This window comes from Paenibacillus sp. FSL R7-0048, from assembly GCF_038004505.1.
In the GTDB taxonomy this organism is placed as follows: domain Bacteria; phylum Bacillota; class Bacilli; order Paenibacillales; family Paenibacillaceae; genus Paenibacillus_AQ; species Paenibacillus_AQ odorifer.
Map to the genome: position 1 here is coordinate 5,986,338 of NZ_JBBORF010000001.1, position 13,700 is coordinate 6,000,037.

The following is a 13,700-nucleotide window of genomic DNA, read 5'->3' on the forward strand; positions in this document are numbered from 1 at the left end:
CACGATACCCTGTACTTTGCGTCAGATTTACTGTCAGGAAAACATAAAAAAAAAGCTATCCGAGAGCTATTTCATGGCTTAAGAGACAGCCGTTTCGTTCGATTAGGTCGACCATTTCGCACGATTAGGTCGACCATTTCGGACAGTATCTCTGCTTACTCTAACGCGTTGTGCTAAACCGCTGCCTGCATATAGCACGGTACGGTGGACTGGTCAGAGCCCGAAAGTGTACGTCTAGCTCTATTCATCTAACTGACCTATGCCGACCCTACTGCTACTCAACTGCTACTTCTGCACTGCTTCGGCTTCTACACTACTCCTACTTCTGCACTTCTACTTCTGCTACTACTACAACTACAACTACAGCTCCTACACTACTCCTACTTCTGCACCACCACTTTCCCCTTGCGCCTATTACACTGCTACGTCTACTGCTTCTGCTACAACAACTACAACTCCAGCTCTACACTACTCTTATTTCTGCACTTCTACTTTCTCCTTGCGCCTATTACACTGCTACGTCTACTGCTTCTGCTTCTACTACTGCCCCTACACTACTCTTATTTCTGCACTTCTACGTTCCCCTTGCGCCTATTACACTACTCCTTCTTCTTCACCGCTACTTTCCCCATGCGCCTACTCCACTGCTACATCTACTTCTGCTTCTACTGCTCTCGCTACGTCTACACCACAGGTGAGTCATAATCCTCCATACTTTCGGACCCAGATGACGCTATTTGCACATTTATCGCCTTTTGAGCATGGTTTCGGACTCCAGTGACGCTATTCCCTCGTTACAGGCCCATATGCAATGTGTTTTATAGCAATAGCTGCGCTGGAGTCCGATAGCATCCCAAATGTGGGAAAATTCCACGTTTAAGGTCATCTGGGTCCGTTACTATCGAGTCATACTCAACTGCTGATGCTTATGGACCCAGATGACGCTATTTGCATATTTTCGCTTATTGATCAGGGTTTCGGACTCCAATGACGCTATTTGCACATTTATCGCCTTTTGAGCAAGATTTCGGACTCCAGTGACGCTATTCCCTCGGAACAGGTCCATATGTAGTGTGTTTTATACCAATAGCTGCGCTGGAGTCCGATAGCATCCCAAATGTGGGAAAATTCCACGTTTAAGGTCATCTGGGTCCGTTACTGGCGAGTCACACTCAGCCACTGATGCTTTCGGACCCAGATGACGCTATTTGCACATTTATCACCTTTTGAGCAGGGTTTCGGACTCCTGTGACGCTATTCCCTCGAAACAGTTCCATATGCGGTGTGTTTTATACCAATAGCTGCGCTGGAGTCCTATAGCATTCCAAATGTGGGGGAATTCCGCGTTTAAGGTCATCTGGGTCCGTTACTGTCGAGTCATACTCAGCCGCTGATGCTTATGGACCCAGATGACGCTATTTGCACATTTATCGCCTTTTGAGCAGGGTTTCGGACTTCAGTGACGCTATTCCCTCGAAACAGGTCCATATGCAGTGTGTTTTATACCAATAGCTGCGCTGGAGTCCGATAGCATCCCAAATGTGGGAAAATTCCACGTTTAAGGTCATCTGGGTCCGTTACTATCGAGTCATACTCAACTGCTGATGCTTATGGACCCAGATGACGCTATTTGCATATTTTCGCTTATTGATCAGGGTTTCGGACTCCAATGACGCTATTTGCACATTTATCGCCTTTTGAGCAAAATTTCGGACTCCAGTGACGCTATTCCCTCGTTACAGGTCCATATGTAGTGTGTTTTATATCAATAGCTGCGCTGGAGTCCGATAGCATCCCAAATGTGGGAAAATTCCACGTTTAAGGTCATCTGGGTCCGTTACTGGCGAGTCATACTCAGCCACTGATGCTTTCGGACTCCAATGACGCTATTTGCACACTTATCGCTTTTTGAGCATGGTTTCGGACTCATATGACGCTATTTGCAAATTCATCACCTTTTGAGCAGGGTTTTCGTAAGCGCAAATGCTACATAATCAAACAAAGTTTTTGTTTAGAGAAAGGTGTTATTTTCACGAAAAAAGAGGATATCCCAGCAGCCATTTGATGGCTCTGAGATATCCTCCGGTTCTCTTGCTATGTTAAGCTTCCGAATTTCCGTGCTTTTCTAGAACCTTCTCGAACACCGGAAAATTAGCGGTGCGCCCCGGAAAAGTTACTTCACCCCTGCGATCATAACCTAACTTGGGATATAGGGCGAGTGCCCCAGTGTTCTTAGCATATGTATCCAGACGGATACTGGAATAACCATTCTGGCGAGCATATTCTTCTGCATAAGTGCTAAGACGGCGCGCAATTCCCTTCCCTTGCACTTCGGGATGCACAGCCAATCTATGCATAATTAAATGAGGCCCTTGCGTTTCAGTCCAGTCAATCTTCCCATACTGCTCAGATTGGTGCTCGTCCAACACTAGAATGCCGGCCACCGCATTGTTCTCCTCACATATCCATAGATTGCCACGTTCAATATCAAGGGAGATGATCTCCCGGTTCGGATAATGCTCGTCCCACTGATCGCTGCCACCTGCTTGCATCACCTGTACGCATTTGGCAATCAGCTCCATAATTTCATCAATCTCATCTTTGCGTGCTCTGCGAATCTCAGTACCCATGAATCATCCCTGCCTTCATCTTAACCTCATATTATTTTCACTTTCATTATGAAGTTTATCACATCGGCAGCGCAGCAAACCAGTCCGCACGAAAACCCCAAGACCCGCTCACGGACGGAGCGGATCTTGTCATCTGTGTCTCCTAGCTGAATTCCAGCTTATGCCCGTCCTCGAAGCCCTTGGCGAAACCGGCGTCGAACCCCACGTTGTATGCTTCGGTGTAGCCCTGTTGAAAGGCGTCTGCCGGAGGCGTTTCCGGCGAAACGCCCAGCTCCGGGGGGAGCGGAATTACCTGTGGAGCAGGCGGAGCCTCGCTCACGGGTACCACAATCACCGGTGGCTGCGCAACCCTTACTTTACGAACAAGCTTGCGACGAAGTCTTCTTTTCTTGCGTAGCAATAGGCCTTTCTTTGACTTCCCATAACGAGCAGTTTTCCGGGCAAGAACTCTGCGGGATTTACGGGCTAGCCCTTTACGAACTTTTGCTTTCCGCGAGAGCAGCAATGTGCGTCTACGGGTTCTGCCTGAACGTAGCGTTCTGCGGCTTTTTTTCTTCATGCTTCTACTCCTCCTGTGCTCCATGTTCTCTGGAGGTTCCTACGGCGTATGCCTTGCTCAGCCATGGCGCAGCAGGAATTCCCCGTTTAGGACGATGTAATGAAATCCCGGACATCATCCGGCACATCGCACTCTGATACCCACTTAAAATCCTGATATTGTCGCTCAATTTGCGGGCCGTCAACTCAGATTGCTCCGTCAATTCGGCGATGCTCTCCAAGATGGCCGCCAAAGCAGCCTGACTGCGCGAAATGGAGCGAATCATCTCCAGCTTGACGGCATGTTCAGAGAGACGGTCCCCGCTCATTTGCTGTCTTCTCCAAAACTAAAGCCATCACCTGACATGTCTCCAAAACCTTCCCCGCCACCATCGTCTTCACCACTGCCCAGCACTGCTTTTAAATTGCTGTAGAGTCCGTTCTCCAGTTTGGTCAGCCCTTCGACCATCTCCACGATGACCTCGTGTATAGAGAGGGACTCCTTCAGTTGCTCACTGTGGGAATCAAAGGCTCTAGCGTGGATATGATGCTGTGCCCACTGCTTTACCTTTTCAGCTTCAACCGCCTTAGCTTCCAGAATCAACGCAACGTTCCACTGGATGGCGGCGGTGGACTCCAGCATTTGCAGATAAGCCTTTTCTCTGCTCATCTTCCGCCTCCTGCTCCTATAGCGTTACTCTTCTTCTTGACCGTTCAATTCCTTAATCACTCTGCCTACCCCATCAGCCATCGCTTCTTCCAGATCTGCAAGTGCATTCAAGTAAGCAATAATGTTCTTGTTTACCTGAGTTGAGCTTTCGATCATCCCGCTGATCCCATCAAAATCAGGCTCCGCATCTGGCAGATCGTGGACAATTTGCGACATACGGACAGCCACATGGCGCTCAGCATCTAGAATCCGCGCCATCTGTTCGTGCGTATGGGCCATGTGCTGCAGGACTTTAGTTATTTTACTCTGCACCTTCATGTCTCCTTTGCTCAAACGCCCTGCTACAGCATATGCGGCAGGAGCCGGGACGGTGCCGGGATCCTCGACAAGTTAAGGCTCTATTCGTGACTGGAATGACATAAAAATTACGTTATTGCTAAGTACATTTAAAAGGATTAAAATGTGAAATGCACAATCCTGAGTTTACCAAAGGTTGGTGGGGAATATATGAAGCTTGAAAGCAAGCGTATCGATCTAATACCTTTAACTGCCCCAGAGCTCACGCTAGCAATAGATAACTATTCGGAGCTACAGCAGCAATTAGGCTTAGCTGCCATCAGTGCGGCGCTTGATGATGAAATGCAATATGCTATGCAGATCAGGCTAAAAAAGGTGCAGCAGGACCCCGACCATTACCTATGGTTAACGAACTGGGCCATCATCCATCGGGAAGATCAATGTATTATAGGATTCATTATCCTTAAAGGTTACCCGAATGAGAAAAGCGAGGTTATTCTAGGGTATGGGATTGATGAGAAATATAGAAGAAAAGGGTATGCAACAGAGGCACTACACACAATTAATGCATGGATCTTCTCCCATCCCCAAGCTGTCTATGTAATCGCTGACACTGAAAAAGATAATACAGCCTCCCACAAAGTATTGGAGCGTCTAGGCTCTGAGAGATACAAAGAAACTGAGGATTTAATCTGGTGGAGGATTTCTAACCCCCGAGCTCTCTGAGTAACGTGTGATTTCAAAGCCCTTGCGGCTATCTATAGCAGGATTACAACAAAAAAAGCACTGCCTTATGGCAGTGCATCTTTTAACTTTTCCCCCGCCTCGTGTAAAGACTGGAACGTCCCCGCATCACTCCACCAATCCTTAAGCACATCATAACTAAGTCTGCGATCAGCGGCGTATATATTATTTACATCGGTAATCTCCAGCTCCCCCCTCTTGGAAGGCGATACCTGCCGGATGATATCAAATACAGCTTCATCATACATATAAATACCAGTTACACAATAATTGGTCTTCGGATGCTCAGGCTTTTCTTCGATATAGGCAATCCATGCCGCATCTTGACTATCAAATACAGGTACACCGTATCTGCGCGCGTCCTCCACCGGCTTCAGCAACACCTTTGCAGTGCCCGCTGGCTGACGAAGATAACTCTCCACATAAGGCTTCAGATCATCCATAAAAAGATTATCCCCGAGCAATACAACAAATCGTTCCCCTGGGAAAATGAACCCTTCTGCTAAATCAAGCGCCTCGGCAATGCCTCCGGCAGCTTCCTGAATTTTATAGGTCAGAGATACACCAAATGCAGCACCGCTACCTAAAAAATCCGTGTACAGGCCAGCAGACTGCTTGCTTATGACCAGAAGAATGTCGGTAATTCCTCCCCGGCGAAGCCGGTCTATGCCGTAACAGACCATAGGATATTTGCCGACCGGAAGCAAATGTTTGTTCATAAGCCGGGTCAGCGGTTGAAGTCTAGATCCTGTTCCGCCCGCCAGTATGACTCCTTTCACTTACTTTCCTCCTCTTTATCTACGTCCTTTGCCTTCGGATCTGCACTTCATATAAAATTAATAGGATCTACATTCCATTTATCTATAAAGATCTTGCGATTTCGTTCCACCAGTTCTTGCAGTCCGGTATTGTAAACTTGCTTGAAACTTGCACTTCCTTCATGGTGCACCAAGCAATCCCCGGCGATAAGCAGCCGATATCCCTTTATCCTGGCGCGATAACAATAATCATCATCTTCGTAATGTCCAGGTGAGAATCTCTCATCCAGTAGACCTACGGAAGTTAGCAGCTCTCTTTTGAATAAAAAACATAATCCTACCAGCCGTCTCGTCTCCAGCCATTTCTGGGGATTTGGAAGGTTCGCCCTCTCAGCAGCCTGATGAAAACCTATCAGACCTTCATAATCGGTCTTCACCTGTTGACGTCCACTGGCATAGTTTGTGACTGGTCCAACAATACCTACATCAGGAGCACTATATAGAGCCCTCTTCAGATTAGTTAACCATCCTTGAGACACCACTACATCGTTATTCAGCAGCAGGACTTCATCACCTGACGCTAGCTGTAGCCCCAAATTGCATGCAGTTGGAAAGCCGCGATTGTCTGGCAATGAAATAAACGTTATATGATTCGCACGGCAATAGGTGTCTGTTCCGTCCGTTGAAGCATTGTCCACTACGATAATCTCATAAGGCGGCGGAGTGTAGGCACGAATAGATTCCACACAGGCCCGCAGCAAGGGCAGCGCATTGTAGGTTGGAATAATAATACTCGTCAGCGTCATATCCGATTCCTCCAAGCGGCTACCTGTCTGCGGTACTCACGCTGTGTTTCACTACTTAGCAAACCGCCAGCTTTTCGCCGGGAAAGAACCTCATGTAGAGCCTCAGCATGATCTCCTATGATCAGTTTTTCCACAGCATTTCCAACCCCTGTATTTGCCTTGCGCAGCCGATTATGTTTAATAACATTTACCGTTCCTACCTTCTCCACCCGTAACTTTTCTAATACAGAGCGAGCTTGGGCTTTAGGTGGAACCATTAATTCACGGTAGCCTATGGTCTCAAGCGCATGCCGCGAAAGCGCATGAGGAACAGCTGTCATAGAGCTAACCCCGAGATCGTACCTATCCAGAGCATAATTCAAAAACAGTTTGCTGCGGGTGACATCATCACATAATCCAAAGGAAGGCATCAGTGAGTCTAAATCATTAAGAGCTACATCAATTCCGCGATCTACAGCCGCCGTGAATGAAACAAGCTGAGAGGCCGGAATGACCATATCTCCATCCAGAAAAAGCAATATATCCCCGCGACTCAGCTTTGCACCGATAGCCCGGCCCACATCATGTCCGACAGACTCTGGGCAGTGTACTACAATGGCTTGACGATGTTGTCTAGAAATAGGAAAAGAGTTATCACTGCAGCCATTAAGTACGACGATAATTTCTGCAGGTTCAAGCCGTGCAACCTGATGCAGCAGACGGGACAAGGTCTGCTCCTCATTACGCGCGGAGATAATGACTGACAAAGTCCCGCGTAACTTCGGTAATTTCAGAGTCTCCTTGCCTGCCTTCGATTGCCGAGACAGAAGCGGGCGAGTAGCAGCGTTGGCTTTTACAGAGCGATTGGCTGACCTGTGACGGATTGGGCGTTTCTTTGCCGTTCGAGCTGCTGTGCCTCGTAAAGTTGCAACCATCATCTCACCATCTCTCTGCGCCGGGCTCCGTCGCCAAAGCCCGCTCTGTTCCCCCGATGTTCCAGCAAGAGGGATACAGCCTCCATATGATCTGCTGTAATCAACTGCTGCAATGGATCTATGCCGTCTTCCTTGCGCCTCACCGCATTTAACTTCCCTACAGGTACTTTGTGAGCGGCTACCACATGCAGTCCACTAAGAATTGCCTGGGCATGCGCCAGTGGAGGACGTGATAATGAATCGCTCCCTAAAATATCAAGTGCTCTGCGGCTGATTGCGTGCGGAACTGCCGTCATCGAACATCCCTTCAGATCTGGACGGCCCAGCAGAATATTCAGTGCATGTTTAGACAGCACCACCGGATGGGGGGACAGCTTCCGGACCGGACCGGAATAATCATTAAGCGCTATGTCCACTCCACCACTAACAGCAGTAACGTAAGGACGCAGCCCCGAAGCAGGTATCACCAAATCTCCATCTGTAAACAATAGGATTTCTCCCTTGGCTGCCTCAGCTCCCACACTACGGCCAGCGTCGTGTCCAAGCGGCAACTCATAGGAAATAACACGCGCACCTAGCGATTGTGCAATCCCTGCCGTTTGATCAGTGGATCCATTCACGACCACAATTACCTCGCAGCGCGGATGGACCCCTCTGGCTCCAGATATCACTCCCGCAATGGTCTGAGCTTCATTCATGGCTGGAATAATAACCGAAACATAGGGATTAGGATGGTTAACTATAGGGACTACAGCGACTTGCCGCACTGGGCGTGAAGTCCGCCGCTTCATCCGAGAGACCCGCCGCCCTGTGCGGCGGGCAGAAGTTCGTTTGGGCTTCATGCTCATCCACCTTCCTTACAGAGCCAATTCTTCAGGCTGAGGGTTACATCACAGTTTATGTACTATAACGCACAGGGTAACGGCAATTGTCTCCTGTCGTTCTGAAAACAGGACAAATGTACTCCCCACCAAACTTCGGCTTAGATACATTGCGCATAGCCAGCTGCCGCGGACACAACCTGCGGCGGTAACGAACGCAGTAACACAGCAGGGGGATTAGGTTAGGACGCTATCGGACACAACCCAATCCACAACGGATGATTATACTTTGGCACTATCGGACACAGCCGAATCCGCAACGGATGATTATAATTTTGCACTATCGGACACAGCCGAATCTGCAGCGGATGATTATACTTTGGCGCTATCGGACACAGTTGCTCCTATTCGCCGCATTATCACACTTTTAGATTATTAACGGACTCCATAGCAGCTATTGGCATCAAAAGAACCCAATAAGGCTCTATTTCTATACAATAGCGTCACTAGAGTCCGAAACCAGCCTCAAAAGACAACAAACCTGCAAATAACGCCATTTGGGTCCGTAAGTAGTAGCAGATGTTTAGAGTACCAGGCTATCGGACAGAACCGCAGCCACAGCGATTGATTAAACCCGGCGATGCTGACAAGTACCGTTCCCCACCAAAAAAACAGAGCAGCGATCTCCAATAAGGAGATTCGCTGCTCTGCTGTTTTTAAGAGGAATTGCTTAAGGTTCAATCAAATACACGATCATCTGCTGCCGGTTTAGCTAAGGGAGCACCTATAGCAATCCAAGAGATAACCCCATAGAAATGCGGAGTTTCGCGCAACCGCACCACTTGAATCACTGCTTCTCCATTGGCTCTGCTCTTTAAGGAAGCATAGAAGTAAGGCTGATTGGTCATGGCAACAAGCACATAACCCGTATGCCCAAAGCTCTCATCAAACGATACGGTCACCTCTACACTCTCTGCATCCCCATTGAACATAAATGCTGTCATTCCAAACTGTTGTAGTGCTTCTCGCTTCCCAGCTGTCTGAATCGGACTGAAGGACAGATGATCTGTATTTACAGAGTTCGGTGCCAGATGAGTCCCGTTTACTGCACCTGGGGAAATATGATATTCCTGAACACTTTCTTCTTCCAGATGGCGGGCTTGAATCGCAAACGAAGAGATTTTGGATGCTACTACTGCTTCATCCTGAAGCTCTGTTGTCCCTACTGCACCTTCTGTCAGATGAGCGGACTCGATACTGCCTTCCTTCAGCTTAGCTCCGTTGATACTGCCATCCGGGAGCAGGGCTGAGCTGCGTGTTTCATCCGCAAGATGCTCTAATTTGATGATGCCAGGCTGCAAATGCCGATCTGCCACGATCTTGTCAGCAAGATGCTCTCCGTAAACACTCCATGGTTGTAAATGTGAAGAACTCACGGAGCCTTCAGCGAGTTTTTCTTCCGTAATGCTGCCATCCGGCAACAAATCCGCACTGCGTACCTCTTCTGCCAAATGATTCAGGGTGATGCTGTCCGATCGAATATGGCGGCCATCCACCGCATCCCCGGCCAAATGACCTCCAGAGACGCTGCCTTGGGCTAAATGGAAAGACTGAATCGTCGCGACTTCAATCTTCTCGCCTGTAATACTGCCTTCCGGTAATAAATCAGCACTGCGCACTTCTTCTGCCAAATGATTCAGAGTAATGCTTCCAGCACGGATATGGCGGCTATCTACCGCATTCCCCCCTAAGTGTCCCCCATAGACACTGCCAGGAGCCAAGTGGTAGGCAGTAATAGATCCACCCTCCAACTTTTTACCGGTAATGCTGCCATCCGGCAGTAACTCGGTGCTGCGTACCTCATCCGCTAGATGTGCTAGCTTGATCTCACCTTTTCCAATATGGAGACCTTCTACTGCAGACGGACTCAGATGAGTTCTATCCACACTTCCAGGCACTAGATGAATTGCTTCTACGGAGGCTTCCGCCAGCTTCTCCCCAGTAATGCTTCCGTCTGGCAGCAGCTCGGAGCTGCGTACCTCATCCGCCAGATGCGCTAGCTTGATCTCACCTTTTCCAATATGGCGTCCTTCTATTGCAGACGGACTCAGATGAGTTCCCTCCACGCTTTCAGGTACAATGTGATTTGAATTTATGGATGCTTCCGCCAGTTTCTCCCCAGTAATGCTACCGTCTGGCAGCAAATTGGAGCTGCGTGTTTCTTCGGCCAAATGAGCCAGCGTGATCTCACCATATCGGATATGACGTCCTTCTATTGTGTCTGGACTCAAATGACTGCCATCTACGCTTCCAGGCACCAGATGATTAGAATTTACGGATTCTTCCGCCAACTTCTCTCGAGTGATGCTACCGTCTGGCAGCAAGTCAGCGCTACGTGTTTCTTCGGCCAGATGAGCTAACGTAATCTCACCTTTTCCAATATGGCGCCCTTCGACAGAACCTGAACTTAGATGAACGCCTTCCACACTGCCAGGTACTAGATGATTTGAATTTACGGAAGCATGTGCCAGCTTTACTCCAGAAATACTACCGTCTGGCAGCAATTTGGAGCTGCGTGTTTCTTTTGCCAAATGAGCCAGCGTGATCTCACCGTATCGGATATGACGTCCTTCAACTGTGTCTGGTCCTAAATGGCTGCCATCCACACTGCCAGGCACTAGATGTATAGAACTTACGGATTCTTCCGCCAACTTCTCTCTAGTAATACTACCGTCTGGCAGCAGATCAGCGCTTCGGGTTTCATCGGCGAGATGAGCTAGGGTAATCTCACCTTTTCCAATATGACGTCCTTCGACGGAACCTGAACTCAGATGTCCGCCTTCCACACTTCCAAACACTAAATGAAAAGAATCCACAGATGCTCCCGCCAGCTTCTTCCCGGTAATACTGCCTTCAGGCAGCAAGTCGGAGGTATATGCATCTGCAGCCAGATGAGCAAGCGTGACCTCACCCGGTAGGATATGTCGACCTTCTACAGAACCCGAGTTCAAATGGCTTCCGTTCACACTTCCAGGCAGGAGATGATTGGAATCTACCGATCCTTCTGCCAGCTTCTCCCCAGTTATGCAGCCGTCTGGCAGCAATTCAGAGCTACGTACCTCTTCCGCCAGATGAGCCAGCGTGATCTCACCCGGTAGGATATGACGGCCTTCAATCGTATCGATACACAGATGGCTGCCGTCCACACTACCAGGTGAAAGATGCTGAGAATCCACGGCACCTTTTACCAGCTTAGAGCTATTAATACTGCCCTCTTGGATTTGAACTGCAGAAATAGAATTCGGAAGGATATGACCATTCCCGATAGACAACGGCCGGATATGCGCCCCACTGACACTGCCAGGATTCAAATGTCTACTTTGAACAGCACTTTCGCTTATGGTTTTCGAACTCACAGCATTTACCGACAAATGCTCCGCTTGAACTGCTGACGCCGCCAGTTTACTGGATTCTATGCTGCCGTCTGCAAGCTTAGCCGAAGTGACTGCTAAATCACTGATTTTATCCGTTGAGACACTTTCCGGTGAAAGCTTCAACGAGGTCACTGCATGATCGGCCAGATGATGAGGCTGCACGGCTCCTGCTGCCAGGTGAATTTCTCTCACCGCAGCGGAAGCCAGCTTATCTCCTGAAACTGAGCCCGACTGAATCGCAGCGGAAGTCACACTATTTTCACCAAGATGTCTTCGTTCCACGGCTCCCGTGGCCAAATGATCCTTATTTACCACAGCATCCTGCAATACACGGCCGCTCACACTGGCATCCGCCAGATGTTTTTCCTCCACTGTACAAAAAGCGATATGTTCACCACTGACTACTTCACGCGCAATCGTGCTGCCAATCACTGCACCCGCTGCCAGCTTAGCTGCATTTACACTTCCATCTGCCAACTTGGCTGAAGTAACGCTCTGTGCACGAAGATGCTCCCCACCCACAGATTCTGAAGCCAGCTGTTCTCCAGTCACAGCACCGGAAGATAAATGTTGAGTCTGAATAGCTTCTTCCTTGAGCTGCTCCGAGCCGACCGCTTCCGCAGCTATATGCGAATGATTCACTGCTTCGCGTTCCAGATGAATAGAAGTTATGGCTTGCATAGCAATTTGCGGTCCGCGAATGGCGGATTTAGCAATATGTCTTGTGGTCACTGCTTCGTCTGCCAGCTTATGTGGGAGAATGCTTTGGTCAGCAATTTTGGACGAGGTTACCGCTTGCTCCACTAACTGCGCAGTCCCTACTGCACCCTCAGCCAGCTTTAAAAAAGAGATGCTGCGGTCAGCCAAATGCCGACTTGATATTTCGCCATCACCGATATGATTACCATTCACACTTTCTGGGCTTAAATGTACGCTTCTTACGACATCTGCACCAAGTTGCTTAGAACCTATAGCTCCATCAGCTAAATGCCCGCCTTCGATAATACCCGACTGCAGCTGTTCCTTACCGATCAATTTGCTGGCAAGCTGATCAGAACCAATCGCTCCCGGGGCCAGGTGTCTGGCGGTTATCAAAGCGTCGCTAAGATGGCGGCCTTCAATGACAGCATCCGCTAGCTTTGAGCTGCTGATTTCACCATCAGCTATTTTATCGCCAGATACCGCTGCATCGGCCAGCTTGGAACGGTCAACACTGCCGTTTGCTAGGTGGCGGCTTGTGATGCTACTGCTTCCTATTTTGTCACTAGTAACGGCTCCATCTTCCAGTAAATCCGCAGTAATAATCAAATCGCTTAAATGGCGGCTCTCAATAGCTTTATCTGCAATTTGACCGCCGCCTATAATCCGATCAGCCAGCTTCTCTGGACTAATACTGCCATTTTTCAGCTTCTCTCCACTGATCGAATGATCCAGCAGCTTACCGCCACTAACGCTTCCTTCTGCTAAATGCTCGCCCACTATCGATTCTGGTGCGATTTTTGCAGAAGTGACTGCCTTGTCCGCGATATTGATACTCTGTACAGCGTAATCTTGCAGCCAAGGTGTACCAATAATGCCGAACTTTAGCTTAGAACCGTCAATGGTACGTGGAGCGATTTTGGCTCCGGTCACCGCTGCATCCGAAAGATCATCTGTATAAACGGGCTGAAAACGTTCTTTCTCTGGAGGAGCGAACCATACGGTTTCAGGAAGATTATCCGCCTGTTTCTGAAGCTGCGCTTCCTCTATAAGCTCCGGCTCCAATTGTAGAACTGGAGCAGAAGTTGGCTCCTCTAGAACGACTTCAGCTATTGCTCCCCCACTTACCTGAACTTCCGCGATCTCTGCTTCACTGACTCCGTCACTGTTATTCCCCGAGCTTCTAGAGCTGCTTTTGGTATCCAGCATACTCAGTTCCTCTTTATTGGGATTATCTACAAAATAGAGTCGTTTCTGTGGACTGCGCGGCTGCTTTTTTTTGGAACCCCTCACAAGCAGTCTCCTCCTTCCATCTAATGTTTCTCCTAGGCATCATATGCAGCGGTATGGGCTTATGACACCCTTTTGCGATGAGGCCTTCATAAGATTA

The 13,700-nt window shown here is 48.8% G+C and carries 12 protein-coding genes; 2 read left to right on the plus strand and 10 right to left on the minus strand.

Annotated features, from left to right (window positions below):
- Nucleotides 1-2,099: 2,099 nt before the first annotated feature.
- The 5 genes from NSQ91_RS26525 to NSQ91_RS26545 all read right to left on the minus strand — a co-directional run bounded on the left by NSQ91_RS26525 (nucleotide 2,100) and on the right by NSQ91_RS26545 (nucleotide 4,149).
- The gene (locus NSQ91_RS26525) at nucleotides 2,100-2,630 is read right to left on the minus strand and encodes a GNAT family N-acetyltransferase (protein WP_076130442.1); all 531 of its coding nucleotides are present in this window, start codon (nucleotides 2,628-2,630) and stop codon (nucleotides 2,100-2,102) included.
- A gap of 142 nt (nucleotides 2,631-2,772) precedes the next feature.
- Nucleotides 2,773-3,213, minus strand: coding sequence for a hypothetical protein (locus tag NSQ91_RS26530; protein ID WP_139330222.1), 441 nt, complete (start codon nucleotides 3,211-3,213; stop codon nucleotides 2,773-2,775).
- Nucleotides 3,194-3,496 (minus strand): hypothetical protein, encoded by a 303-nt coding sequence (locus tag NSQ91_RS26535; RefSeq protein ID WP_051491084.1) that lies wholly within the window; start codon nucleotides 3,494-3,496, stop codon nucleotides 3,194-3,196. The genes NSQ91_RS26530 and NSQ91_RS26535 overlap by 20 nt, the downstream gene beginning before the upstream one ends.
- Nucleotides 3,493-3,837: a hypothetical protein gene (locus NSQ91_RS26540; protein ID WP_036679724.1), complete on the minus strand. Its 345-nt coding sequence runs from the start codon at nucleotides 3,835-3,837 to the stop codon at nucleotides 3,493-3,495. Before NSQ91_RS26540 ends, NSQ91_RS26535 begins: the two co-directional genes overlap by 4 nt.
- A 24-nt stretch (nucleotides 3,838-3,861) precedes the next feature.
- On the minus strand, nucleotides 3,862-4,149 hold the full coding sequence (locus tag NSQ91_RS26545; protein WP_036679726.1) for a hypothetical protein: 288 nt from the start codon (nucleotides 4,147-4,149) through the stop codon (nucleotides 3,862-3,864).
- 195 nt (nucleotides 4,150-4,344) lie between these two features.
- On the opposite strand from NSQ91_RS26545, the gene NSQ91_RS26550 reads away from it, so the two are divergent.
- Nucleotides 4,345-4,860, plus strand: coding sequence for a GNAT family N-acetyltransferase (locus tag NSQ91_RS26550; protein ID WP_076305681.1), 516 nt, complete (start codon nucleotides 4,345-4,347; stop codon nucleotides 4,858-4,860).
- A gap of 65 nt (nucleotides 4,861-4,925) precedes the next feature.
- Here NSQ91_RS26550 and NSQ91_RS26555 read toward each other — a convergent pair whose 3' ends face one another.
- Genes NSQ91_RS26555 through NSQ91_RS26570 form a run of 4 tightly spaced genes read right to left on the minus strand, consistent with a single transcriptional unit; the run spans nucleotide 4,926 to nucleotide 8,198 of the window.
- Complete coding sequence (locus tag NSQ91_RS26555) at nucleotides 4,926-5,657, minus strand: sugar phosphate nucleotidyltransferase (protein ID WP_076208710.1); 732 nt, start codon at nucleotides 5,655-5,657, stop codon at nucleotides 4,926-4,928.
- A 47-nt stretch (nucleotides 5,658-5,704) separates the two neighbouring features.
- Entirely contained in the window at nucleotides 5,705-6,442 is a 738-nt protein-coding gene (locus tag NSQ91_RS26560; protein WP_076142551.1) for a glycosyltransferase family 2 protein, read from the minus strand.
- Complete coding sequence (locus NSQ91_RS26565) at nucleotides 6,439-7,359, minus strand: glycosyltransferase family 2 protein (protein WP_143763963.1); 921 nt, start codon at nucleotides 7,357-7,359, stop codon at nucleotides 6,439-6,441. Before NSQ91_RS26565 ends, NSQ91_RS26560 begins: the two co-directional genes overlap by 4 nt.
- A complete protein-coding gene (locus tag NSQ91_RS26570; RefSeq protein WP_249267796.1) occupies nucleotides 7,356-8,198 on the minus strand; it encodes a glycosyltransferase family 2 protein in 843 nt (280 codons plus the stop codon). Before NSQ91_RS26570 ends, NSQ91_RS26565 begins: the two co-directional genes overlap by 4 nt.
- A 268-nt stretch (nucleotides 8,199-8,466) precedes the next feature.
- Here NSQ91_RS26570 and NSQ91_RS26575 point away from each other — a divergent pair, with 268 nt between their 5' ends.
- Nucleotides 8,467-8,616, plus strand: coding sequence for a hypothetical protein (locus NSQ91_RS26575; protein ID WP_179088269.1), 150 nt, complete (start codon nucleotides 8,467-8,469; stop codon nucleotides 8,614-8,616).
- Nucleotides 8,617-8,914: 298 nt separating this feature from the next.
- Here NSQ91_RS26575 and NSQ91_RS26580 read toward each other — a convergent pair whose 3' ends face one another.
- On the minus strand, nucleotides 8,915-13,603 hold the full coding sequence (locus NSQ91_RS26580) for a WIAG-tail domain (RefSeq protein ID WP_076305680.1): 4,689 nt from the start codon (nucleotides 13,601-13,603) through the stop codon (nucleotides 8,915-8,917).
- Nucleotides 13,604-13,700: the final 97 nt, after the last annotated feature.

Bases quoted from the DNA above. Each gene is read 5' to 3' on its own strand.
- NSQ91_RS26535 (WP_051491084.1), bottom strand. From the start codon at position 3,496: ATGAGCGGGGACCGTCTCTCTGAACATGCCGTCAAGCTGGAGATGATT.
- NSQ91_RS26525 (WP_076130442.1), bottom strand. From the start codon at position 2,630: ATGGGTACTGAGATTCGCAGAGCACGCAAAGATGAGATTGATGAAATT.
- NSQ91_RS26560 (WP_076142551.1), bottom strand. From the start codon at position 6,442: ATGACGCTGACGAGTATTATTATTCCAACCTACAATGCGCTGCCCTTG.
- NSQ91_RS26530 (WP_139330222.1), bottom strand. From the start codon at position 3,213: ATGGAGCACAGGAGGAGTAGAAGCATGAAGAAAAAAAGCCGCAGAACG.
- NSQ91_RS26570 (WP_249267796.1), bottom strand. From the start codon at position 8,198: ATGAAGCCCAAACGAACTTCTGCCCGCCGCACAGGGCGGCGGGTCTCT.
- NSQ91_RS26540 (WP_036679724.1), bottom strand. From the start codon at position 3,837: ATGAGCAGAGAAAAGGCTTATCTGCAAATGCTGGAGTCCACCGCCGCC.
- NSQ91_RS26550 (WP_076305681.1), top strand. From the start codon at position 4,345: ATGAAGCTTGAAAGCAAGCGTATCGATCTAATACCTTTAACTGCCCCA.
- NSQ91_RS26565 (WP_143763963.1), bottom strand. From the start codon at position 7,359: ATGATGGTTGCAACTTTACGAGGCACAGCAGCTCGAACGGCAAAGAAA.